This window comes from Nonomuraea sp. H19 (assembly GCF_052068215.1).
Taxonomy (GTDB): Bacteria; Actinomycetota; Actinomycetes; order Streptosporangiales; family Streptosporangiaceae; genus Nonomuraea.
In genome coordinates this window covers 23,776-44,580 of record NZ_JBQHCV010000041.1, presented here as the reverse complement: position 1 = coordinate 44,580, position 20,805 = coordinate 23,776, and the positions used below count along the sequence as shown (strand labels likewise).

Annotated in this window: 25 protein-coding genes and 3 pseudogenes; 9 read left to right on the top strand and 19 right to left on the bottom strand. The window is 68.9% G+C overall.

The window, feature by feature from the left end:
* Nucleotides 1-87: 87 nt before the first annotated feature.
* Both ACTMTI_RS51100 and tnpA read right to left on the bottom strand, forming a co-directional pair.
* The gene (locus tag ACTMTI_RS51100; RefSeq protein WP_441128158.1) at nucleotides 88-525 is read right to left on the bottom strand and encodes a pyridoxamine 5'-phosphate oxidase family protein; all 438 of its coding nucleotides are present in this window, start codon (nucleotides 523-525) and stop codon (nucleotides 88-90) included.
* 436 nt (nucleotides 526-961) lie between these two features.
* On the bottom strand, nucleotides 962-1,378 hold the full coding sequence (gene tnpA, locus ACTMTI_RS51095) for an IS200/IS605 family transposase (protein WP_441128157.1): 417 nt from the start codon (nucleotides 1,376-1,378) through the stop codon (nucleotides 962-964).
* A gap of 22 nt (nucleotides 1,379-1,400) precedes the next feature.
* Here tnpA and ACTMTI_RS51090 point away from each other — a divergent pair.
* From ACTMTI_RS51090 to ACTMTI_RS51080, 3 genes and pseudogenes are all read left to right on the top strand, one after another.
* Nucleotides 1,401-1,472 (top strand): annotated as a pseudogene (locus ACTMTI_RS51090) (helix-turn-helix domain-containing protein); the annotation flags it as partial.
* Between the two features lie 100 nt (nucleotides 1,473-1,572).
* Nucleotides 1,573-2,499 carry an RNA-guided endonuclease InsQ/TnpB family protein gene (locus ACTMTI_RS51085; protein ID WP_441128177.1) on the top strand — a complete coding sequence of 309 codons (927 nt, stop codon included), beginning with the start codon at nucleotides 1,573-1,575 and terminating at the stop codon, nucleotides 2,497-2,499.
* Nucleotides 2,500-3,033: 534 nt separating this feature from the next.
* Nucleotides 3,034-3,369, top strand: coding sequence for an iron chelate uptake ABC transporter family permease subunit (locus ACTMTI_RS51080; protein WP_441128176.1), 336 nt, complete (start codon nucleotides 3,034-3,036; stop codon nucleotides 3,367-3,369).
* Nucleotides 3,370-3,389: 20 nt separating this feature from the next.
* On the opposite strand, the gene ACTMTI_RS51075 is transcribed toward ACTMTI_RS51080, so the two are convergent.
* From ACTMTI_RS51075 to ACTMTI_RS51035, 9 genes and pseudogenes are all read right to left on the bottom strand, one after another.
* Nucleotides 3,390-4,202 carry an ABC transporter ATP-binding protein gene (locus ACTMTI_RS51075; protein ID WP_441128156.1) on the bottom strand — a complete coding sequence of 271 codons (813 nt, stop codon included), beginning with the start codon at nucleotides 4,200-4,202 and terminating at the stop codon, nucleotides 3,390-3,392.
* Nucleotides 4,192-5,289 (bottom strand): FecCD family ABC transporter permease, encoded by a 1,098-nt coding sequence (locus ACTMTI_RS51070; protein WP_441128155.1) that lies wholly within the window; start codon nucleotides 5,287-5,289, stop codon nucleotides 4,192-4,194. The genes ACTMTI_RS51075 and ACTMTI_RS51070 overlap by 11 nt, the downstream gene beginning before the upstream one ends.
* On the bottom strand, nucleotides 5,282-6,334 hold the full coding sequence (locus tag ACTMTI_RS51065; RefSeq protein WP_441128154.1) for an ABC transporter substrate-binding protein: 1,053 nt from the start codon (nucleotides 6,332-6,334) through the stop codon (nucleotides 5,282-5,284). Before ACTMTI_RS51065 ends, ACTMTI_RS51070 begins: the two co-directional genes overlap by 8 nt.
* 213 nt (nucleotides 6,335-6,547) lie before the next feature.
* Nucleotides 6,548-7,156: a hypothetical protein gene (locus tag ACTMTI_RS51060; protein WP_441128153.1), complete on the bottom strand. Its 609-nt coding sequence runs from the start codon at nucleotides 7,154-7,156 to the stop codon at nucleotides 6,548-6,550.
* 40 nt (nucleotides 7,157-7,196) lie between these two features.
* Nucleotides 7,197-8,078: pseudogene (locus tag ACTMTI_RS51055) on the bottom strand (MFS transporter); the annotation flags it as partial.
* 195 nt (nucleotides 8,079-8,273) lie between these two features.
* Nucleotides 8,274-8,450, bottom strand: coding sequence for a hypothetical protein (locus ACTMTI_RS51050; protein ID WP_441128152.1), 177 nt, complete (start codon nucleotides 8,448-8,450; stop codon nucleotides 8,274-8,276).
* On the bottom strand, nucleotides 8,447-9,076 hold the full coding sequence (locus tag ACTMTI_RS51045) for a beta-galactosidase small subunit (RefSeq protein ID WP_441128151.1): 630 nt from the start codon (nucleotides 9,074-9,076) through the stop codon (nucleotides 8,447-8,449). The genes ACTMTI_RS51050 and ACTMTI_RS51045 overlap by 4 nt, the downstream gene beginning before the upstream one ends.
* 691 nt (nucleotides 9,077-9,767) lie before the next feature.
* Complete coding sequence (locus tag ACTMTI_RS51040; protein ID WP_441128150.1) at nucleotides 9,768-10,235, bottom strand: hypothetical protein; 468 nt, start codon at nucleotides 10,233-10,235, stop codon at nucleotides 9,768-9,770.
* A 279-nt stretch (nucleotides 10,236-10,514) separates the two neighbouring features.
* Nucleotides 10,515-10,739, bottom strand: coding sequence for a hypothetical protein (locus tag ACTMTI_RS51035; RefSeq protein WP_441128149.1), 225 nt, complete (start codon nucleotides 10,737-10,739; stop codon nucleotides 10,515-10,517).
* A gap of 350 nt (nucleotides 10,740-11,089) precedes the next feature.
* On the opposite strand from ACTMTI_RS51035, the gene ACTMTI_RS51030 reads away from it, so the two are divergent.
* Nucleotides 11,090-11,287 (top strand): hypothetical protein, encoded by a 198-nt coding sequence (locus ACTMTI_RS51030; RefSeq protein ID WP_441128148.1) that lies wholly within the window; start codon nucleotides 11,090-11,092, stop codon nucleotides 11,285-11,287.
* A gap of 66 nt (nucleotides 11,288-11,353) precedes the next feature.
* Here ACTMTI_RS51030 and ACTMTI_RS51025 read toward each other — a convergent pair whose 3' ends face one another.
* The gene (locus ACTMTI_RS51025; protein WP_441128147.1) at nucleotides 11,354-12,097 is read right to left on the bottom strand and encodes a DJ-1/PfpI family protein; all 744 of its coding nucleotides are present in this window, start codon (nucleotides 12,095-12,097) and stop codon (nucleotides 11,354-11,356) included.
* A gap of 71 nt (nucleotides 12,098-12,168) precedes the next feature.
* On the opposite strand from ACTMTI_RS51025, the gene ACTMTI_RS51020 reads away from it, so the two are divergent.
* Nucleotides 12,169-13,137 (top strand): GlxA family transcriptional regulator, encoded by a 969-nt coding sequence (locus ACTMTI_RS51020; protein ID WP_441128146.1) that lies wholly within the window; start codon nucleotides 12,169-12,171, stop codon nucleotides 13,135-13,137.
* Here ACTMTI_RS51020 and ACTMTI_RS51015 read toward each other — a convergent pair.
* Nucleotides 13,127-13,456 carry a hypothetical protein gene (locus tag ACTMTI_RS51015; protein WP_441128145.1) on the bottom strand — a complete coding sequence of 110 codons (330 nt, stop codon included), beginning with the start codon at nucleotides 13,454-13,456 and terminating at the stop codon, nucleotides 13,127-13,129. The genes ACTMTI_RS51020 and ACTMTI_RS51015 overlap by 11 nt on opposite strands.
* A 294-nt stretch (nucleotides 13,457-13,750) precedes the next feature.
* Between ACTMTI_RS51015 and ACTMTI_RS51010 the strand changes: the two genes are divergently transcribed.
* From ACTMTI_RS51010 to ACTMTI_RS51000, 3 genes are all read left to right on the top strand, one after another.
* Nucleotides 13,751-14,314 carry a hypothetical protein gene (locus tag ACTMTI_RS51010; protein ID WP_441128144.1) on the top strand — a complete coding sequence of 188 codons (564 nt, stop codon included), beginning with the start codon at nucleotides 13,751-13,753 and terminating at the stop codon, nucleotides 14,312-14,314.
* 15 nt (nucleotides 14,315-14,329) lie between these two features.
* Nucleotides 14,330-15,154, top strand: a complete 825-nt coding sequence (locus tag ACTMTI_RS51005) for a hypothetical protein (protein ID WP_441128143.1) — start codon at nucleotides 14,330-14,332, stop codon at nucleotides 15,152-15,154.
* Nucleotides 15,155-15,312: 158 nt separating this feature from the next.
* Nucleotides 15,313-15,576 (top strand): hypothetical protein, encoded by a 264-nt coding sequence (locus ACTMTI_RS51000; protein ID WP_441128142.1) that lies wholly within the window; start codon nucleotides 15,313-15,315, stop codon nucleotides 15,574-15,576.
* Nucleotides 15,577-15,642: 66 nt separating this feature from the next.
* On the opposite strand, the gene ACTMTI_RS50995 is transcribed toward ACTMTI_RS51000, so the two are convergent.
* The 6 genes and pseudogenes from ACTMTI_RS50995 to ACTMTI_RS50970 form a co-directional block, all read right to left on the bottom strand.
* Nucleotides 15,643-16,023: a winged helix-turn-helix transcriptional regulator gene (locus ACTMTI_RS50995; RefSeq protein ID WP_441128141.1), complete on the bottom strand. Its 381-nt coding sequence runs from the start codon at nucleotides 16,021-16,023 to the stop codon at nucleotides 15,643-15,645.
* Between the two features lie 159 nt (nucleotides 16,024-16,182).
* Entirely contained in the window at nucleotides 16,183-16,968 is a 786-nt protein-coding gene (locus ACTMTI_RS50990; protein ID WP_441128140.1) for a thioesterase family protein, read from the bottom strand.
* The gene (locus tag ACTMTI_RS50985; RefSeq protein ID WP_441128139.1) at nucleotides 16,965-17,183 is read right to left on the bottom strand and encodes a hypothetical protein; all 219 of its coding nucleotides are present in this window, start codon (nucleotides 17,181-17,183) and stop codon (nucleotides 16,965-16,967) included. The genes ACTMTI_RS50990 and ACTMTI_RS50985 overlap by 4 nt, the downstream gene beginning before the upstream one ends.
* Nucleotides 17,184-17,282: 99 nt before the next feature.
* Nucleotides 17,283-17,699, bottom strand: coding sequence for an IS3 family transposase (locus ACTMTI_RS50980; RefSeq protein WP_441128138.1), 417 nt, complete (start codon nucleotides 17,697-17,699; stop codon nucleotides 17,283-17,285).
* Between the two features lie 174 nt (nucleotides 17,700-17,873).
* A complete protein-coding gene (locus ACTMTI_RS50975; RefSeq protein WP_441128137.1) occupies nucleotides 17,874-18,569 on the bottom strand; it encodes a class I SAM-dependent methyltransferase in 696 nt (231 codons plus the stop codon).
* 36 nt (nucleotides 18,570-18,605) lie between these two features.
* Nucleotides 18,606-19,825 (bottom strand): annotated as a pseudogene (locus ACTMTI_RS50970) (IS30 family transposase).
* A gap of 156 nt (nucleotides 19,826-19,981) precedes the next feature.
* Here ACTMTI_RS50970 and ACTMTI_RS50965 point away from each other — a divergent pair.
* On the top strand, nucleotides 19,982-20,527 hold the full coding sequence (locus ACTMTI_RS50965; RefSeq protein WP_441128136.1) for a GNAT family N-acetyltransferase: 546 nt from the start codon (nucleotides 19,982-19,984) through the stop codon (nucleotides 20,525-20,527).
* Nucleotides 20,528-20,805: the final 278 nt, after the last annotated feature.

Genomic DNA, 20,805 nt, shown 5'->3' with positions numbered 1-20,805 from the left:
CTTGAAGGCCGTTGAGCCACGCGTAAGGCAAGTTGGGCTGGCCGGCGCTGAAGCGCCCCGAACATGAACGATCTTCTCAGTCGTGCGCTAAGGGGTTGTGCGGTAGCTCAGGTCTTTGGCCGTGAGAGACGTGGGCGTCAGTTTCAGCCATGCCGTGCCGCGTTGTCCAGGATCATCATGTAGGTAGCGCACGAAACGAGGGTCCCAGCGGGACTCATCATCGCCTAGGTAACGAGCCAGCTTGCGCCGACCGCGTGGCACATCGAAGGGAACGAGTACACCTCGCCCGCTCACGATGACCTGGCGGACAAGACCTGTGCTCAGATCGCAGTCGTCCACCGCAAGAGCGACATGAGGATCGCTGCGGACCCGGTGGAAGAGCTTCGCCCATGGCCCCGTCAAGATCCAGAAGACTTCTTCCTCCCATAGATACCAAACTGGACGCACAGTCGGTCCGCTGGTCGCGATGCGGGCAGTGAGGGGCTGAGCGAGAAATGCCTCGAGGTCGAAAGAGGAACGCGTCATAGGGGCATCCTTCCTGTCACTCGGACCAGCAGAAATACGCCATTCGGCCTAGGGCCATCCACCCGAAGCCAGGTCTCGGAATCTGCGAGGCGAGCAAGCTCATATGCGTTATCGGTACGCCCACGTAGAGGCCTTGGCTACTTGTGGCCCTCATGCAAGGGCCCCCGCATCTCTCAGGTCGTCCTGCTTGTCGAGGGTCACGCTCGTCGCCACACCACTACGCCGAACATGAAGAACGTTCAAGGACACCCTCACGTTCACACCGGAGGGAAGCAGACGCCGTCCGGCTTGACGGCCAGTGGCTCCGCCCATCCGCTGGCCGCTACCCAGATCGTCCGCAGCGCTCCGGCCTTCAGGCCGGGGATGAAGCGGACTTTCCCGCGTAGCGGGGCAGGGAAAGCGGGTTCGCCGCCGGGCGGACCGGCGTTTTGGCGGCTCAGACCGGCCGGTTCTGCTGTTCGATGTACTGGCGCAGGACGCTGATGGGGGCGCCGCCGACCGAGCCGGCGAAGTAGGAGCCGGACCACAGATTGTTCGCCCGGTAGTAGTGGCGGGCCAACTCGGGGAATTCCTGGCGCATCCTGCGGGAGGACACGCCCTTGAGGCTGTTGACCAGCCGGGACAGGGCGATCTTGGGTGGGAAGTTCACCAGCAGGTGGACGTGGCTGGCCTCGCCGTTGAACTCGGCCAGTTCGGTCTCGAAGTCGGCACAGACGGCTTGCATGATCTGCTCCAGGCGTCCCAGATGGGTTCGGTTGAAGACGGGATGCCGGAACTTGGTCGCGAAAACCAAGTGGGCGTGTAGCGCGAAAACACAGTGCCTGCCAGTTCTGATGTCTCCATCTTCGGTCATAGACCAATGCTAGAATGATCGTGTGCGGCTGCGTTACTCCTACCGGATCGACCCGACGCCTTCCCAGCGGATCGCGCTGGCCAAGGCGTTCGGGTGCGCCCGGGTGGTGTTCAACGACGCCCTCACGATCCGCAACCAGGCGCACCAGAACGGCGAACCGTTCCTCACCGACGCCGAACTGTCCGTCCCGGGTCATCACGGCGGCGAAGAAAACCCCGCAGCGGGCCTGGCTTGCCGAGGTGTCGGCGGTGGTGCTGCAGCAGGCCCTGGCCGACTGCACCACCGCCTTCCGCAACTTCTTCGACTCCATCGCCGGCAGGCGCAAGGGGCCGAAGCTGGGGCCGCCGCGTTTGCGGTCCCGCAAGGACAACAGGCAGGCGATCCGGTTCACCAAGAACGCGCGGTTCTCCCTCACGCCGGGCAGGCGGCTGCGGTTGCCGAAGATCGGGGATGTCGCGGTGCGCTGGTCGCGGGAGCTGCCCTCCGAACCCTCCTCGGTCACGGTGATCAAGGACGCGGCGGGCCGGTACTTCGCCTCGTTCGTCGTCGAGGTCCGCCTCGAACCGCTGCCCGAGGCCGCCGGCGAGGTGGGGATCGATCTGGGACTCGGTCACTTCGCGGTGCTGTCCGATGGCCGCAAGGTCGACTCCCCCCGGTTCCTGCGCCGGGCGGAGAAGAAGCTCAAGCGCCTGAACAAGGCGCTGTCGAGGAAGGAGAAGGGCTCGGCGAACCGGGCCAAGGCCCGCCTGAAGGTCGCCCGGGCGCACGCCGGGGTCGCCGACGCGCGCCGCGAGTTCTGCCACCAGCTCTCCACGCAGATCATCCGCGAGAATCAAGCGGTGTACGTGGAGGACCTGGCGGTCAAGGGGCTGGCGCGCACTCGGCAGGCCAAGAGCGTGCACGATGCCGGGTGGTCGGCGTTCACCGGCATGCTGGAGTACAAGGCCAAGCGGTATGGCAGGACATTCGTACGCGTCGACCGGTTCTTCCCGTCGTCGAAACTGTGCTCGGCCTGCGGGACGGTCGCCGACAGCATGCCGCTGCGGGTGCGGGAATGGGCCTGCCCGTGCGGGGCGGTCCACGACCGCGACATCAACGCCGCGATCAACGTCCGCAGCTAAGGACGTCGAGTCGTCGCCGCTGGACGGAAACCCGCGCCTGAGATGGGCGGGAAGCGGAGACGTAAAACGCCTGTGGAGACCGGTAAGACCAAGCCGCCCGCGCGCACGCACCGGCGGAAGGGCACGGTCGGCGAAGCAGGAAGCCACGGAAGTGCCGCCGCATGAGTACGCGGCGGCGCAGGCCGAATCCCCGGCTTCAGCCCGGGGAGCGCGTCAAGCCGTGTGACTTTGACAGCTCCAGAGCACGTCAACACGCGACCCTTGAATACGCGAGGTCGCCAGTTCCCCCTGTGAAGCATCTCGTCGGTGATGACGGCGGGACGGCCGCCGTGGACATGCCTGAGCTCGCCGGGTAGTCGAATGAGCTGCTCAGCTCACTGCGGCGTTCGGTGGTCGACTAGGATCGCGGCGCCACCCACGAAGACGTTGCGGCTCTTCCCCTTGGTCAGGGTGAGGACCGCCGAGCCGACGACTTCTGCCCGTGGAACAGCGGGCGCCACCGGCTACAGGCGCAAGTAGGGGGCGACCCGCGCCATCACACACTGGCTGCTCGGCTCGATGGCCTCGCCCCGCTGGGACTTGGCGATCATCACTGCGGTCGTGGGCGTGGTGGGGATGTGCGTCATCTGGCTGTATGCGAGCGCTCTGGACGGATTCTCTTTCGGCCCCGATACCGCGTCCTCGCTGGATGTCGACGTGCGGACGACGCGCATCGTACTGCTCGCCGTCACCCTGCTCGCCGTCACCGCGCTGCTGACCGCGGTGGCCGTTGCCGCCGTGGGCGCGATCGGCTTCGTCGATCTGATCGTGCCACACGGCGTCCGCTTCCTGTCCGGGCCTCTGCAACTGCCGCACACGGTGCCGAGGTAGGTCAGCGGCTTGGTCATGGGTTACCTTCCTTCGCGGATACCGGTTGTGATCAGCTCATCTGACGTGGTCACCGGTGAGGCCACGGCGATGTGCGGGCGTCCGGTGATGGGATGCGGGCCGACGTGGGCGCGTACGCCGAAGACTTCCTCGATGAAGGCGGGCGTCAGCACCTCCAAGGGCGGGCCGTGCCCGGCGACGCGGCCGTCGCGGAGCACGACCACCTGGTCGGCGTAGGCGGCGGCCTGGTCGAGGTCGTGCAGGGCGGCCAGCAAGGTGAGCCCGAGGGAGCGGATCAGGTCCAGCAGGAGAAGCTGGGATCCGACGTCCAAGTGGTTGGTGGGCTCGTCGAGGATCAGCAGCGGCGCCTCCTGCGCCAGGGCTCGGGCGAGCAGGACGCGTTGCCGTTCCCCGCCGGACAGAGAAGTCATCAGCCGGTCGGCGGCCCAATCCATGCCGACCCGCTCGAGTGCGGTGGTGACCGCCGCCTGGTCGGCGGAGGTCTCGCGTTCGAGCGGGCGCTTGTGGCTGTGACGGCCGGCGGCGACGACCTCGGCCGCGGAGAATCCCTCCACGGCCTGGCCGTGCTGGGGCAGTACGGCGCGGTGACGCGCGGCCTGGCGGGGCCGCATCCGCCACAGGTCCTCCCCGTTCAGCCGGATGACGCCCGCCGAGGGGCGCAGGGATCGATAGACCGTACGCAGCAGGGTGGACTTGCCGCTGCCGTTGGGACCGATGAGCGCAACGAAATCGCCCGGCCCGGCGGTCAGGGTGACATCCTCGACGATGGGGCGGGCGTCGATGTGGGCGCTGACGCCGTTCAGGTCAAGCCGCATCGGTGCCGCCTTTCGCGCGGCGGCGCAGCAGCCACAGGAAGAACGGCACGCCGAGCCCGGTGGTGAAGATCCCGACCGGCAGCTCGTTCGGCCGGTCCACGGTCCGGGCCGCCAGATCCACCAGCACCAGGAACAGCGCCCCGGTCAGCAGCGACACGGGCAGCACCCGCCGGTGGTCGGCACCGACGACGAACCGCACCATGTGCGGGATCATCAGCCCGATGAAGCCGATGCCGCCGACGACGCTCACCACGGTGGCCGTCAGCAGCGACCCGGCGACCAGCAGGCCGATCCGCGGGGCGGCCACCGGCACGCCGATGGCGATGGCCGCCTCCTCACCGGCCAGCAACGCGTTGAGCGCCCGGGCCTGCAGCGCCAGCCAGACCATGCAGGCGACGATGAGCAGGGCGGGCACGCCCAGGTCTGGCCAGGACGCGCCGGCGACGCTGCCCATCAGCCAGAACATCATCCCCTGCAGCTCGGTGGGATTGAGCTGCAGCTGGACGAAGGTGGTGGCCGCAGCGCACAGGTAGCCGACGGCGACCCCGGTCAGCACCAGCCACGTGTCCAGCAGACGTCCGGCGCGCTGAGACAGGACGTAGACCAGCAGCGCCGACAGCATGGCGGCAGCGAAGGCCGCGCCGGTCACGCCGAACGCGCCCGCCAGCGCGGTGCTGCCGAGCGCCGGGACGAGCACGGCTCCGAGGGATGCGGCCGAGGAGACGCCCAGGACGTACGGGTCGGCGAGTGGATTGCGTACCAGGGCCTGCAACGCGACCCCGGCCACCGACAGGCCGGCTCCGGCCAGGGCGGCCAGCAGCGCCCGCGGCGTGCGGATCTCCCAGACGACCTGACTGAGCAGCGGGTCGGCCTGCGCGCCACGTCCGGTGACGTGCGCCCAGACCACACCCCAGACCTGGGCGAGAGGGAGGTTGACCGAGCCGATGGAGATGCCGACCACCAGCGCCGCGACCAGCCCGGCAACCAGAGCGGCCAGCAGCAGCCCGGTCGCTGGGCCGGAAATCAGATGCGGGCGGCGGGACGGCGCGGGCCGGGTCCGCGGTGGAAGAGTCAGGGTGTCAGTCACCGGGGTGGACCACCTTGGAGATCTTCTCCACTGCCCACGCGTTGAGCGGGCCGAGGTAGACGCCGTCGGAGATGACCGTGTAGGTCTTCGACTTCGACGCCGCCCAGTTCGGGTAGGCGGCGAACAGCTTGGCCGCCTCCTGCTCGCCCTTCTCTTGCGGCGTGAACAGCCCGACCACCAGCACGTCCACCTGGGCGGTGGCGAGCTGCTCCTTGTTGAGGGTGCGCGTGGCGTCGGACGTCTGGCCGGCGAAGGCGTTGACGCCGCCGGCCGCTCTGATGACGTCGTCGTAGATGCCTCCGGTCATCACGGCGGGCAGGCCGCTGGCGTTCATCATGGCCATGCCGGGATAGGCGATGAGCACCTTCTTGGCAGGCAGGCCCGCAACGCGCTGGCGTACCATCTCGACGCGGGCCCGCAGGCCGCTGATCAGGTCGAGCGCGCGCTGCTGCACGTCGAAGATCCGCCCCAGGAGGCTGATGAACTCCAGTGAGCTGTTGATCGACTGGTTGCGGTAGGCGCGCTGCTCCTCTTCGGTCGCCTCCGGCTTGCCCATCGCGCAGTTCACCGGGTTGACCAGCGAGGTGATGCCGGACGCGGCGAGCTGCTCGCGGGTGGCGAAGCCCTTCTTAGCATCGAACCCACCCGACCATGTCGACACCACCAGGTCGGGCTTGAGCTTGAGCACCTGCTCGGCGGGGACGTCGAAGTTCTTGTTCATGCTCAGCCCGCCGGTCGGCAGGGCCTTGATCTTGTCGATCATCGACGGGTCGTCGGACACGCCGTAGCTCTGCGCGTTGGCCAGGACGGTCTTCTCCAGGCCAAGCAGGATGAAGCTCTCCACCTCGCCAACGCTGGTGCCGTTGAGGATTAGCACCCGCTGCGGTGGCTTGGCGAAGGTCACCCGCATGCCGCAGTTGTCGAAGGCCAGCGGATAGCTGGTCCTGGCAGCGGGCGCCGAGGTGTCGATGGCCGCGTCCGCGGGGTCGGCGGGCTCGGTGCCGGCTCCGCATCCGGTGACGGTCAAGGCCACGAGGGCGGCCATGGCGGCAGCAAAACAAGAAGGGTTCATGCGTACGTGCTCTCTGTGGGCCGGACCTGGAGGTGCGCACGCCACGAACGGCCAGGTGGTGGCCGGTGTGTGGCGGTCGGAAGACCCGCAGGCAGCAGCATTGATCATGGCGAGACCGCGCCCGGGCAGTGGACTGCTGCTGACGCTTGACTGACGAGCCTGACCGGCAGGCTCGGTATCACCAGATCACACGGCCGCTGCGGGCCAGGCCTGCCCTTCAGGTGGTCCCCTGACCACGAGGACGTATTTCAGGAACAGCCGGATGCGCGCGCTCTCGTCCTGACGCGCATGCGTGATCAGCCGTGGCGGAGTGGCGATCCAGCCGAGAGCGAGGAAGAACAGCACCAGCAGCGGGCGCAGCACCCAGCCGGCCAGTTGCTGCACCAGGGCGCACAACCCCGCCTCCAGCCACCGCAGCCACACGGAGGTGAGCAGCACGCTCGCCGCGTGCAGGAGCAGCATCCCGACGCCGGGCGAGATGGTGGGATGCACGTGAACCATGCCGTCCATCCCCGCCATCTCCGCACAATGCGCCGCCGCTTGCCGGTCGGCGCTCTGCGTGAGGAAAGTGTGCAGGATGATCTGCGACGCGGCCGTCGCAGGCAGGATGGAGACGAGAGTGCGTTCGCGTCCGGTCAGAGCCAAGGCGGGCAGGAGGAGGAGCAGGAAACCGGCCAGCGCCGCCGCCGGGTCGAAGGAGCCTCCGCCGATCACGTGTCCGAGCGTGGCCAGGGCGGCGCACGTGGCGGAGAAACTCGCCGCGCGCACCCACCTCACCACTGAGAACGGACTCATCGTGGCCAGATCCTCCCACACGATTGCCGAGGTCTAGGGATCAGGTGACTCGACGCCTGTAGGAAGGGGTACGCGGCGCGCCATCTCCTGGTTCAGCCGAGTTCGTCCTTCGCCCAAGCGGCGAACCGGATGTCCTCGTCAGGCGGATCAGCCAGACCGTCGCCACCAGGAAGGCGGCGGACAGCGCGGTGAGTAGCCAGGGCACGGCGTGGATTCCCGACACCTCGATGCCCACGCCGAGCAGGGGCGGCGCCGCCACACCGCCGAGCATCGAGGCCGCGATGACCCCGGCGCCGGCGCGTCTGGATTGTGGAAGGGCCCTGTTGAGCCAGGGCAGGCCGGTGGGGAAGACGGGCGCGATGAACAGTCCGACACCGACGTAGGCCAGGGGCGCCGCTCCCTTGAAGAGCGTGAGCAGCAGGCACACGGTCATGCCGGCCGTGCATACGGTGAGAATGCGTTCCGGGGAGTACTTCAGCGTGATAGGGACGACGAGGAAGCGGCCCGCCGCCATCATCAGCCAGTACACGGAGACGGAGGTCGCCGAGGCGGCCACGGTCACGCTGTAGCCGATGGTTTCCAGGTGGGCAGGTTCCCAGCCGCCCGCCCCGGCCTCGACGGCGACGTTGAGGATGTAGAGGGCGATGAAGCCGATCAGGATGCGGGCCAGGCCCAGTTTCACGGACGGCGCCTCGGAGGGGACGCCGGCCGCCGTCCTCGCGCGAATGCCGTTCGTGGTCAGGGCCAGCGCCGCCGCCAGCACCGCGCAGCCGGCGAACGCGTACGCGAAGTCGTCCGGACCCAGCCAGGCCACGACGGCCGGTCCGAGCACCGCTCCGATGCCGAAGTGGGCGTTGAGCACGTTCAGCATGGCAGTGGACTTCTCGCCGAAGCCGACCGCGAAACAGTTGGTTGAGGCCGTAGTCGATGCCGCCGAAGCCGAGGCCGCCGAGGAAGGCGGCGGCCAGTGCCACCGGCCAGTTTGGGGCGAGCGCGAAGCCCGCGCCGCCCGCCGCCATCAGAGCGTAGCTTGCGACGACCAGCGCCCTGTTGCTGATGCGGGATTGGATGGCGTTGAAGGCGAGGACTCCCGCGAGCCTGCCCGCGAAGTGCAGGCTCAGGCCCAGCCTCGCCCGGACGGGGTCAGCCCGTACTGCTCCCGCAGGCCCGGGACCGCCGGGCCGTTGAGGGCTTGGAGCATGCCGATGAGGATGAATCCGAGACAGGACGCGACCGCGGCCGGACGGGTGAAGAGCTGGCCGTCGGCGGGCGACTTCACGACCTTGTCAGTCACTTGATCTCCAGGAAGTAGAAGCAGAACTCCGCAGGCTGAGCCGGCAGGTAGTGGTGCGGCAGCGGGCCGGGCCCACAGGACTGCGAGCCGATGCCGTGCTGGCCATGGTCGAGGTTGGCCCACACCCGGTCGCCGGCCGTGAGGTCGGTGCGGTGCGCGGCGGTGTCCAACTGCTCGTTGGTCCAGCGCCGCGCGCTGAACCAGAACTCCGGGTCGCTCTCGATCCTGAAGCCGCCGATCTCGGCCCAGCGGACGTCGGCGGGGGTGCCGTTCTCCTGCGGGCGGACGTACGGCGTCTGCAGCTCGTCGACTGTGGACTCCCAACGGCCCAGCATGGAGGCCGACCTGGAGTCCGGGTAGGCCTCACCGGGACCGCCGCCGAACCACCGCACACGGTCCGTCGAGCCCGCGAGCCCAAACCGGATGCCGAGCCGGGGCAGCGGCACCCGCCAGTCGCCCTCGGGCGTCACGGAAACGGTCAGCTTCAGCCGGGTGCCGTCGGAGGTCCACCGGTAGACGGTGGCGAGGCCCGCCTCCCGGGCAGCGGGCGCCACCCTGGTCCGCACGGATTCGGTGCCCGGCTGGTGCTGGCCGGGGCGCAGGGCAGATGCGCTCAGATCTTGCATCGCACCGGCCTGGACCAGATCCTGCGTCCGCTTCCCGCCCGTGCCGAAGCGTCCGCGGCGATACCGGCCTAACTTGCGGGAGCCGGAGGTCGCCCCCCCCGGCCCTCGGCTCCCGCAATCTCCATCGCCGAGTGACGACGGCGGACGCCTCGCTCCGCACCACGACTCTCGCTTGAACATACTGGGGCTAAAGACCCTGGCGGGGGGCGGACTAGATCCAATGCCGTGCCGTTGAGCTGTCGGATTCCCCCTTCGATTCCAATCTTGGTAGTGGAGAACTTTCGGTCATGACGGCTTTGCGCGCGTTGGCTGCTGGGATGGATGCGCCTCCTCAGGACGGGGAGTTCGAGGTCCGATACGTCGCTGAAGGCAGCAGGCTGTGCCGCAGCTCGTTGGAAGAGGCGAGTGCGGTGCGGTTCAAGGAGGGCGTCGCCAGCGCGCAGGTTTATCTCCTCCAGCGCCTCAGGTAAGCGTTGATGCAGGCTCGGTTCCGCGATACCGCACCGCATGCCCACCAGGAAGAGCAGCCCATGACCACAGAGCCGGAACGCGACCACTCCCGAGTCATCGAACGCTGGGCGGAGCGCGCACCGCAGGACCCCGGGCGACTACTCGGCTCAGGCCCTGGCCCACTCCCTGCGGTGCAGGGTTCGGACCGGCGCGCTGCGAGGGGAGCCCTCGTGACCCGCCGTCACGCGGTCACCCCCGTCGCTGACCACGCCCGAGCCCGAGACGGCGATCGCGGCCTGCGGCCCACCAGCGCCGCAGTTCGGGCCGTTAGGGAGCTGCCCTCGGGCGTGACGGTCAGCTCCCGCTCCACGACGAGCTCGCCTCCCTGCCCCTTCAGCCGCGGTTCCACCCGCACCGGCGCCTTGGGCAGTCCCGCAACGTCCCCGAACCCCTGCTTGCCGCCCGTCGGCTCGACCTCCGCCGCGCAGGCCTCGCCCTCGCAGGTCTGCCGCGCGACGCCGCCGGCCGGGTGCAGCTCCACCTTCGCCGTACGGCAGGAGCCGTTCCAGCACGCCGTCAGCTCGGCCGCCGAGACCCTGTCCGCGAGCGGCGCGTCGACGTGCACCGAGATCCCGACAGAAGTGCCGATCAGCGTGCACTCCGGCTCGGCGGCGCAGCCCGACAGCGCGAACAGGACGCCCGTCGCCACGACAAGTTTCCTTATGCCCCTGCCAACGTGCGCCGCCCGGCCCGGGTTCACCCCGGAGTCGCCACCCCGTTCCCACCCGATACGGTCTGGGTGGTGACATTCGTGACGGTCCCGCCGGCAGGGTGCGGTGCGCGGGATGAGAGGGGCGACCGCCCTCGAACGGTTCCGGAGCCCGACACAGGCGATCGCGACCGCGTTCGGGCTCGCCGTACTGGCGGGGACGCTGTTACTGATGCTGCGCGCGGCCACGACCACGGGCGAGTCAGCCGGCCGTCACCATTATCGGCTCTGGCCCTCGCGTTCGGCCTGTTCGTAGAGGGCATCGGCGGCCCCGAGCCGATCCCATTCCTTGGCGGTGAGGGCCTGGCGGACCTCGGGCAGGATCGCCTCGGCGACGTCGGGCCGCATCCGGCGCAGCAGGCCTGCGGCGATCAGGTCTTCGGTGGTGACCCGGATGTGGTCGGTCGTCGCGATGTCCTCGCTCCGTCTGCCTCGGGGTAGCATCCGCAGTGCCCGCACTGGCCGGTGCCGCCCTGGTGAGCGTGCTCGTTGCTGCGGGCCTCGCGCTCGATCAGGCTCGTGAAGCCACTGCACCTGTCCAGGATGCAGCTGCAGCCTGCGGTGGTTCATTGAAGACGTCCTCGGGCTGTTTGAGCTCGACCTGTCCAGCCACCGCACCCCGCTGTTCCCTTCTGAGCGGAAGAACGCCGAGGGCAACTGCACCCAGCGCCGCCGCGGACGTGTTTCGCCGAGCCTTGATCGACGCCGTCGACCGCCATCTGCCGACCTGGTCGGGACGGTTAACGCTGCACGTGCTGTGGCACTTTTGCGCCTCCCAGCTATACCTGGCTGGGATGAACCTGTTCGCAGTCCAGGAGTTGCTCAGCCACTCCTGGACCGGCACCACGGCTCGGTGCCGTTACGCCGCCCACGACCACTTCCTGACCTCCGGCATGGCCGTACTCCTCCAGCCCAGCCTTCTGGCCACCGCCCCCGCCGCCTACCAACGAGCCATCGACGACCTCGCCCACCGCAGCGGGATCGCCGCCTGACCAGCGACCCCACTCAACATCACCAAACTCGACTCGATCTTCCCGGCTTCGCCGAATCAAGCCGGGCTAGCCGCGGCGGCGGGCCTCGTGGACGACGCCGCGGCGTTCGTACTCCAGCACCATCTCGACGTTCATGGACATTTGCGTGCCATATGCGCGCTGGACGAGCCACAAGGCCAGTTCCAGGCCGCTCGTGACGCCGGCTGAGGTGACCAGGTCACCGTCGTCGACCACGCGTGGCCCCAGCATGCCTCCGCCGGGCCCGTTGACGACCTTGCCGCCCTGCTCAGCCAATTGTTTCTTGCTGCCGTGATGCGTGGTGCACGGCCGGCCCCGGACCAGACCCGCCGCGCCCAGCAGCAGCGCGCCGGTACACACCGACGCCATGGTCAGCCCCCGTCTGCGGGCCGCGCGCAACGCGGTCGGGATCACTCCGCGCTTGATCTCCGCCGCCACGCCGGGCTTGCCGGCATCCCGGACGTCGCCGCCCGGCACCAGGATCACGTCCGCCTCCCCGGGCATCCAGTCGGCGTCTACATCGATCCGCGTGCCGCAACTGGCCGTCACCCTACGCGGCCCTTCGACGGTGACCAGCCTCGTCTCGATGGGCGCGCCGAACTTGCCGGCGATGTCGAGGGTTTCCAGCGGCGCGGCGAAATCCAGTTCCTCGACGCCGTCGAACAACACGATGTGCACGCGTTGCCGGGCGCCGACGGGCGAGTCCGCCGTGGCGGCAGCGGCCACGGTATCCGGTAGGGCGGCCGCGGAGATCGAGGCGGTCACACCCATCAAGAGGTTTCTGCGTTCCATGGCCCAAGTGTCGAGATTGACGGGATGACCGGACCAGGGCCGGCCGTGCCGTGTTGCGATACGTTCTGGCCATGCACACGGTGGCGGTACTGGCCTTCGACGGGGTCGTCGCGTTCGATCTGGCGGTGCCGTGTCAGGCGTTCTCCGCGGCATGGAGTTCTGACGGAACTCCTCGGTATGAGGTCCGGGTTTGCGGTGATCAGGACGTCACCGCCACCGCTGTCGGCGTCCCGAGCTTCCGGGTGCGCTGCGACTTCCCGCTCGACGCGGCCGCCGACGCCGACACGCTCGTGGTGCCGGGCGTAGGCCGACACCACGAGCCGCCGGAACCACGAGTGCTGGAGCTGCTGCGCACGGCCGCGGGGAACGGCGCACGGATCGCGTCGATCTGCACGGGCGCCTTCGTCCTGGCCGCCGCCGGGCTGTTGGACGGACTCCGGGCCACTACACACTGGCGTGCCGCCCAGGATCTCGCCCGGTCCTACCCGCGTGTCACGGTGGACCCAGCGGTCCTGTTCGTCGACAACGGGCAGGTGCTGACCTCCGCGGGGGCCGCCGCGGGACTCGATCTGTGCCTGCACATGATCCGCACCGATCACGGTGCCGCGGCGGCCGCCGGTGCCGCACGTACCGTGGTGATGCCGCCGCAGCGCGACGGTGAGCAGGCCCAGATCATCCGGCACCCCGCTCCCCGAAGCGACGGCCCGATCCTCCAATCGACCTTGCAGTGGATGCGCGAGAACCTGCATCTGCCTCTGACGTTGGGCGACATCGCCCGGCACGCCCGCTTGAGCGTACGCAGCCTCAACCGGCAGTTCCGGGCACAGACGGGCACCACTCCGCGGAAATGGCTGCTGACCGCGCGGCTGGACCGCGCCCGGGAACTGCTGGAGACCACTGATCTTCCAGTCGAGCGGATCGCCGCCCTGGCCGGCTTCGGCTCACCCGTGACGCTGCGCTCGCACTTCGCCTCCCGCATCGGCCCCAGTCCCAGCGCGTACCGCGCCACGTTCAAACTCCAGAAGCAGGTCAGGCCATGAATTCAGGAACGTCGGGGGCTTTCGCCTTGTAGTGCGCACGGGCGAACGGCGGGAACCGCGCGGAGAGGGGCCGCCTGTCGCGTTGTCCAGCGCGATCGAGGCGCCCGGCCACCACGGCGCCGCCGTCAGCGTCCGGGAAGCGTGATGCCCAAGCCTGCGACGGCGCCGGCCCTGCCGCCTCCCGCGGGCCCGTGAGTTCGTCCGCGCCGTAGACGCCGTCTGCCCCCTGAAAGTTGTCGCCAAGACGGCTCGGGTTTGTCGCATATTCCGGACAATCGTGGCGGGCGTTACGGTTGACACCAAAAACGTAGATCACCATGCTTGTGCCCTGCGTCCACAGGGCGCTTCATCGCGGGGGCGTTACAGCACGGAAGACGATCTTGGCTGTTTGGTCTGGTGATCCACTTCCGTCGTTCCGTCGTGGCTGCCGGTTCGTGCCGTCCGCTCCACCGATGATGTGACCTCGACGTTCCCGCGCGTAGCTGGCGGTGTGACGCCCGGCTTCTTTCCAGGCCAGGCGGCACGGCCCGAGGTCTGGGCTGCGCAGGAGTTCAACGCCATGCGGGGTGCCGTGCTGCGTGCCGCCATGCTCCCTCGACCTGGAGATTCCTTCATGCCTCATGCTCTTCGCAGAATCTTTTCCGCCGCGGCCATCGTGAGCGTGGCGATGCTCGGCCTCTCGCCGGCGACGGCCTCGGCCGACCCCGTACCGGCGGCTGAGCCGGCGCCGGCCCCCGCGTCCGACCTCGCGCTCGGCGGGTTAACCCTGGACAACACCAGCTCCGGGGAGGACGAGGACGCGGTGGCCGAGGAGGCGGTCGCCGCGGCGCTGTGCCTCTTCACGACCAACGGTGACAACGTCCACGTCTCATCGTCCGCCTTCGAGGCATCCGGGCACGGCTGGTGGGTCAACGGCAACTGCAGGGCCAGTACGGCCGTCGTCACCGTGCAACTGCAGCAGTACTACAGCGACGGCAAGTGGCGCAACGTCGGTTCCCCGGGCAAGAAGACGGTGAAGTCCGGCGGTGGCCGCGGCAACCGCGCGACCGGCCGGGCGGCCTGCAACAACGGAAGCGTGACGGGGTGGCGTAGCGTCATCGACGTCGACCTGGTCGGCCAGGCCGACGACCCGCGCAAGCTCACGACCCCGGCGCGCAACATCAAGTGCAGGCGATAGGTTGAGGGAGGCGACGTGAGCATCGAGCCGGTGGGCACCATGTTCGCGGCCCTGCACGGCCGCCTGACACCGCACGCCTGGCGAGATCCGCGCGTCGCCTCCTCCGACGCCTACAGCCTGTTCCTGGCCAGGTCGTCGGCGATGGGCTGGCTCGCCGACACGGCGGCCGGCTCGTCCGGCGGCCTCTGGGGCATGAACGACGCCGGCCACGACATAACCGCCGGGCGCGACACAACCGCCGAGGCGCGGCCGACACGCGTCGCCTGGTTCCAGGTGTCGCTGGCCGAACCAGCGCGTCCCCGGCGGCCGCTGCCCGTGCAGCCGTTCCTGTCGTGCGCCGGCGACGTCGTCGCGCGGATTGGGGTGCCGCGCCTCGAAGCGGTCCAGGTACTGCTGCCCGTGCAGAGCCTTCACCCGCCATCGCGCCCGGACTCGGTGATGAACCTGCTCCAGGACACCGGCTGGTTCGCCGACCGCGACCCGCGGGCCCGGACACGGGTGCGGGTGACGCTCGACTCGGGCCAGGACCCCGCCATCGGATCGGCGGCGACCACGATGGTCTCCTGGCTGCGGGAGTTCCAGCAGGAGATCTTCTCCTTGGACTCGATCACACCGGCGGAGCGGAATGAACCTGCCTTGGGACCCGCGATCACCGACGAGCTGTGGCGCGGTCCCGCCCACCATCGCGTCACGCTGCGCGGCGACCTCGCCGAGTGGTCGCTGGACGCTCTCGGCTGGCTGTCCGCGTTCCTCGCCGACGTGGCCTCCCACGCCGGCGTCGCCACGCCGTTGCTGCTCACGGCGAGACCATCAGCGGAGATCCTCACGGGGCGCGAGTGACAACCGGCCGCGACGAATAGGCCCGGAGCCGCCGCTGCCGGGGTCGCCCTCCTGCCCACGGCGCCGACGAAGGAAGGACCTGATGACCGACCACATGAGCCTGGCCCGCTGACCTGCCCGTTCCCAAGGACGACGGCGCGGCCGCTCATCTGCCCGGCATGAAGGTGCCGCACCTGGAACTCCAGAGCACCGGCGGCGCGACGATCCACCTGAACGCGCTCGGCGCGGGCCGCACGCTGATCTACATTTACCCGCTCACCCGCCGCCCGGGCACCGACCTGCCCAACGACTGGGACTTGATCCCCGGGGCGCGCGGCTGCACCCCCGAGGCATGCGGCTTCCCCGACCACTATCAGGACCTGCTCGAACTCTCCGGAATTGGGGGGTATCAGACGGGCGAGAATCCGCAGGTCGCCTGCTGAGCGGACCCCCGGAGGCTCGAAGGTAGTGCTGATGGCCACGCCGACGATGCGGGCGTTCGTGGGGCGTCAGGTGGTCAGGGCGCCTCTGCCGGTGGGGGAATGAGCGCCGACGCGGGCCTCACCACCGCAGTGACGGCAGATCAGCAGGGGGTCGACGGTCTGGCCGCAGGAGTGCCGCCACCGCACGGGAGGATCGCCGGGGTGCAAGTGGCGGTCGCCCCACTTCATCAGGGCGATCAGGACGTCGCACAGTTCCACGCCGGCGGGCGTGAGATGGTACTCGTGGCGGACCGGGTGTTCGCTGTAGCGTTTCCGCTGGATGATCCCGTTCGACTCCAGTTTCCGGAGCCGAGCGGTGAGGATGTCGCGAGGGGCGCCTGTGTTGCGGACGATCTGATCGAAACGCCCGACGCCGTAGCTGAGCTCGCGGATGGCCAGGAGCTCCACCGTTCGCCGACCAGGTCCAGGGTGTCGGCGATGGAGCACTCGCGCGGTTGTGCGTCCTTCGGCATGTCGCGCAGCATAGTCGCCGTCCGTGCCGGACCTCGCCGGGTGGCCGGTGGCGGTCGCGCCGCCGCGTGCGCTGCCCACGCAGGTGAACCCCCGTCATGCGGGCCGTACTAGGCGTGTCTGCCTGGCGCTGCCGAGGTGGTCGCCGTCCGGTCCCCAGGCGTCGATGCCCTCGTCGACCCAGCCGTCGGCGCCTGCCTGGTGCGTACGGGCGCGCAGCAGCACCCACGGTGAGGCGGCTCGCTTCAGCCCGGCGGCGGCGGGTCTCACGGCGAATTCGACGGTGGGGAGGAGCACGAGCTCCGGCAGGACGGCGGTGTAGGAGGGCGCCAGGCCGTCCATGAGGGGGATCAGGCGGTGGACGTCGGGGGGCTCGTCGTCCTCCAGCAGCCGGATCCAGGCGGTCAGTTCGGGCTCGGCGCCGCCCGTGTAGGGGCGGTTCGGTCCGACGGGGCGGATCTCCATGGACGTCGAGATCGGCACGAACCCGGGCGGGATCGTGAAGACCTCGCATTGCTCGGGCGGCGGGGCCGCGGGCGCCGGAGGGGCGACGGTCGGCCAGGACGCCGGTTGTGGCGTCGCGAAGATCGCCGTCGCGTCGACGTGGACATCCTTCTGCGTCATTGCCCGGGCGGCGAGCGCGGTCATGGTACGACCGGAGCGTTCCGTCGAGACCTCGATCCGGAACTCGTCCCCGAGCGGTCGAAGGTAGCGGGCCGTGACCCTCTGGAGGAGCGTGGCAGGAGCCCGTTCCGCCATCGCGGTGGTCAGCAGAGCGAGGGCCAGCCCGCCGTGGACGCCGCCGAAACCTCGCAGGTGCGAGCCGGTCTCGATCGGCTCGTCCAGCGGCGCGGCCCGTAGTAGCGCGCCGGGAGAGATCACGAGCCGCTCCCTTGCGGGCGGCGGATGAGCAGGCGGGTCGCCGCCGTGGCGGCCGTCGTCAGCAGCGTGAGCAGCCAGCCGTCGTCGAAGGAGGATTCGCGGCCCGTGGAGGTGCCGAGGGCGGCGACCAGCATCGCGATGCCGAGCACGGTGCCGATCTGCCGCGCCATGGTGACCACTCCGGAGCCGGTCGAGAAGCTGTGCGGCGGCAGCACGGCCGCGGCGGCACCGACGAGGGTGGGCAGGGTCAGTCCGGCACCCCCGCCATAGCTGCAGTTTCCCCTCCCCGGTGGGGATCTAGGTGGATCTAGGTGTCATCGCCCACCCACCGCTGGTCCGGCGCAGCGGCGCGGAAGTCTCGCCTGACCTGGTCGGCGGCATGCCAGCGGCTCCCGTCCTGCCGGGTGGTGGACCTGCGCCCGCGGCCTGACCCGGGCGGCCAGCCCATGCTCACGCATGATCTTCGCGACCGTGTTGTCAGAGATCCGCCAGCCCTCTCGGCGCAGATGCTCGGCGATCCGCGGGCCCGGTGCGCGAGTGGCGCCGGCGGCAGCGGACGTGCGCAGGGTGTGGCCGTCGGCCTGGCGGGTGGAGCGGGCCGCGGACGGCTGGGCGACGCTGCGCCAGGCGCCGCCCGATGAGAGACACCGTTGGCGAAGTAGATCAACACAAGCCCCCCCCGTGATCACGGACGGGCGAATTCCAGGGGTCGTCGCAACACAGGTGATCATTTGCTGGCGGCAGTCCAGCATGGCTGGGCGGTCACCGGTGGGCATCCTTCCGAGGACGGCCGGTCCTCCCTGGGAAGGATGCCCACCATGCCTCCCAATCGGCGTCCCGGCCGGGGAGCACACCGGCGACGTTCGCCCAGACGTGCGCGTTCGTCGACGCCGAGCACCGGTACTTCAGGCGGGCTTGCGCCAGACAACGGCGTAGCGAAAAAGTGGAAGCCGACGCCAGCGCATCCCTGGTAGGACAGCGGAGGCGATCTGCTTCACCTGGGCGTAAGTGTGGGCAAAGGTCATCTTCACGGGTGCCGTGTGATGCCAGTAGCCGCGTGTGCGCGAGAACACCTGGTTTTGGGCGACGCCGACGGCGTCCATCAGGTAGTCGCGTGGACGTCCGCTATTTGCGCAACCGATCACGACGAGCGCTCCACCTGGCGCTGTGAGCGAGGCCAACCTGGTGAATCCGGCGCTCAAGTCAGGCAGGTGGTGCACGGTGGCGATGGACGTGACGACGTCGAAGTGCCCCTCGGGTAACGGAGTGCTCATCACGTCGCCCACGACCCAGTCCACGTCCGCCCTCGTCGTGCGAGCCCGGTCGAGAACTGCAGGATCCAGATCGATGGCAGTTACCTGCGGCACCAACTCGCGTAGATCGGCCGCCAGCAGACCATCGCCTGTGCCCACGTCCAGAGCCGTCTTTGCCCCGGGTGTCACGGCCTCCAAGGCCAGGTGATGGTAATGCGTGTTGTGATTCCATCGGCTGCGCAGATCGGTAGGCATGCTGGAGATAATCGCACAAGCGCCGCAAACCGTGGTCAGCCTGCGCGCGGTGCGTTTCGACACCGCGATTCTCATCTGCTGCCGCGTTTTCATCGCAGATGGGATTACCGCAGCACCGCCTCCCCGAGGTCAGGCGCAGGCGGCCAAGAGCTTCGCGAGGCGTTCTGCTGGGGTCTCCCAGCCGAGCGTCTTCCGTGGCCTGGCGTTCAATTCAGCGGCGACGAGCTGCTCGCGGGTGTGGACCGACAGGTCGGCGCCCTTGGGGAAGTACTGGCGTAGCAGGCCGTTGATGCTTCTCGTTCGAGCCCCTCTGCCACGGGCTGGCCGGGTTGCAGAAGTAGACGGGCATGTCAGCGGCGATGGAGAACTCGTGGTGGCGGCCCATCTCGCTGCCCTGATCCCATGTGAGGGAGCGTCTGAGATGGGTCGGGAGCGTCACGATGCTGTCCAGCAGGGCATCGCGCATGCTGACCGCGCTGTGGTCGTGTGGCAGGTGGACGAGCATGACATAGCGGGTGGTGCGCTCGACCAGCGTCCCGATGGCGGACAACTGGTTCTTGCCGATGATGAGGTCGCCTTCCCAATGGCCGGGAACGGCGCGGTCGTCGGCCTCCGCCGGCCGCTCGCTGATCATCACCATCGGAGCGCTGCAGCGGGGCTGGCGCTGCTGGGCCAGACGGCGCGGCTTGCGCATGGCACGGCCAGTGCGCAACGCCCGGCTTACCTCACGGCGTAGCTCGCCGCGGCCCTGGACATAGAGGGCCTGGTAGATGGTCTCGTGACACACGTGCATCTCCGCCCGCTCGGGAAAGGCCAGGCGCAGGCTCTGCACGATCTGCTCCGGGCTCCAGCGCTTGTGCAGGTTCTCCTGAATGTAGGCCCGTAACTCCGGGTTCTGCCCGATCTTGCTGGGCTTGGGGCGCGGCCGGCGCGCGTCGGCACGAGCCTGAGCCGCGTACGGCCGGTACTGGCCGTAGTGGGATGCCGGTTGCGGCGGATCTCCCGGCTGATGGTCGAGGGCGCACGGCCCAGCTCGCGTGCGATCTCTCGGATCGACACCTTCTCCCGCACCTGGTCAGCAACGTAGATCCGCTCGTCTTCCCGCAGGTAGCGGGACACGTCAGAAGGGGCCCCGCCGGTCGTCTGACCGGTGGGGCCCCCTTCTTTTTTGCCTTATTCGGCGCCGAGCCGTTCCGCCACCGCTTCCCCGTCCGGTAGTTGATCCCGACGATGCGGCACGCTTCCATGCTGCTGAAGCCTTGATCCATAAGGCGGAAGTATTCCTCCCGCTCACGGGTCAGCTTTCTCCGCCCCTGAGAGGACCGGATCTCGCGGATCTCGAACTCCATCGCACTCCCCAAGCTGGGGTGTTGCGACGATCGCTAGAACGGACGACGGTAAGTGATCACGGGGGGCTTTTCCATGCTGGGAGCTTTGCGCCGAGCCTCCCGGCCGCCTTTTCTAGGGATGTTGATGAGAATCTGTCTGAGGTGGATCATGGGGTGATGCAACGTCCCGCCGCAATTCTTCTCTGCGACCGCCTTGAACTGCGCCGATGGCAGAAGGAGGACATCAATGCGGTGACTCAGGCGATCAGAGACTCCCACGATCATCTGCTCCCCTGGTCGCCCCTTGCTGTGGGAGACAGTCATGAAGTCGCGACCAAGCTGGTGACCACGGCTGTTTCGGAGTGGGAGCGGGACGAGGCGTACAAGTACGCCATCATTGCGGAGGGCCTGGTGGTGGGCGGCTGCGGCTTGATGCGCAGGGTCGGGCCGGGCGGCCTGGAGATCGGTTATTGGCTGCATGGGGACTGGACCGGCCGGGGCCTGGTCGCTGAGGCCGTCGCCGCGCTGATCATGGCGGGATTCGCGCTGGATGGAGTCAAGTGGCTGGAAATTCGGCACGACGCGGCCAATCTTGCCAGCGCGGCCGTTCCCCGGCGCCTTGGCTTCGAGAGAGTGAAGCTCCAGACCGCCCCGGATGCTCCGTCCTCGCGGATGCCGGGTGAGTCCGGGGTCGTCGTGACATGGCGGAAGACGTGTCCGTAAATCGGTAAGGCTGGCGCGCTGGGCTTGATCCGGTTCCGATATTCCTCAAACCCCTCTTCACTCACGCCACTATGCGCCTCACCGGGTTGGTCCGCGTCTGCACACTTTGTCTTCGCAGAGTCGCATCATGCCGTCGGAGCGCTTCAGAGCGGCGAAATGCGAGGTTGCGGGTCGGGGCCAGCGGCGTTCCGGTCAGCCATGCGTCGAGCCGGGTCAGGTTCATCGCCGCGGCGATGAGTAGATGCTGGAGATGGGTCTTGGCGGTCCCGCGGTAGCGG

Bases quoted from the DNA above. Each gene is read 5' to 3' on its own strand.
- ACTMTI_RS51100 (WP_441128158.1), bottom strand. From the start codon at position 525: ATGACGCGTTCCTCTTTCGACCTCGAGGCATTTCTCGCTCAGCCCCTC.
- tnpA (WP_441128157.1), bottom strand. From the start codon at position 1,378: ATGACCGAAGATGGAGACATCAGAACTGGCAGGCACTGTGTTTTCGCG.
- ACTMTI_RS51075 (WP_441128156.1), bottom strand. From the start codon at position 4,202: ATGCGGCTTGACCTGAACGGCGTCAGCGCCCACATCGACGCCCGCCCC.
- ACTMTI_RS51065 (WP_441128154.1), bottom strand. From the start codon at position 6,334: ATGGCCGCCCTCGTGGCCTTGACCGTCACCGGATGCGGAGCCGGCACC.
- ACTMTI_RS51060 (WP_441128153.1), bottom strand. From the start codon at position 7,156: ATGAGTCCGTTCTCAGTGGTGAGGTGGGTGCGCGCGGCGAGTTTCTCC.
- ACTMTI_RS51045 (WP_441128151.1), bottom strand. From the start codon at position 9,076: ATGCAAGATCTGAGCGCATCTGCCCTGCGCCCCGGCCAGCACCAGCCG.
- ACTMTI_RS51035 (WP_441128149.1), bottom strand. From the start codon at position 10,739: ATGCTACCCCGAGGCAGACGGAGCGAGGACATCGCGACGACCGACCAC.
- ACTMTI_RS51030 (WP_441128148.1), top strand. From the start codon at position 11,090: ATGAACCTGTTCGCAGTCCAGGAGTTGCTCAGCCACTCCTGGACCGGC.
- ACTMTI_RS51025 (WP_441128147.1), bottom strand. From the start codon at position 12,097: ATGGAACGCAGAAACCTCTTGATGGGTGTGACCGCCTCGATCTCCGCG.
- ACTMTI_RS51020 (WP_441128146.1), top strand. From the start codon at position 12,169: ATGCACACGGTGGCGGTACTGGCCTTCGACGGGGTCGTCGCGTTCGAT.
- ACTMTI_RS51015 (WP_441128145.1), bottom strand. From the start codon at position 13,456: ATGGTGATCTACGTTTTTGGTGTCAACCGTAACGCCCGCCACGATTGT.
- ACTMTI_RS51010 (WP_441128144.1), top strand. From the start codon at position 13,751: ATGCCTCATGCTCTTCGCAGAATCTTTTCCGCCGCGGCCATCGTGAGC.
- ACTMTI_RS51000 (WP_441128142.1), top strand. From the start codon at position 15,313: ATGAAGGTGCCGCACCTGGAACTCCAGAGCACCGGCGGCGCGACGATC.
- ACTMTI_RS50980 (WP_441128138.1), bottom strand. From the start codon at position 17,699: ATGATCACCTGTGTTGCGACGACCCCTGGAATTCGCCCGTCCGTGATC.
- ACTMTI_RS50975 (WP_441128137.1), bottom strand. From the start codon at position 18,569: ATGAAAACGCGGCAGCAGATGAGAATCGCGGTGTCGAAACGCACCGCG.
- ACTMTI_RS50965 (WP_441128136.1), top strand. From the start codon at position 19,982: ATGCAACGTCCCGCCGCAATTCTTCTCTGCGACCGCCTTGAACTGCGC.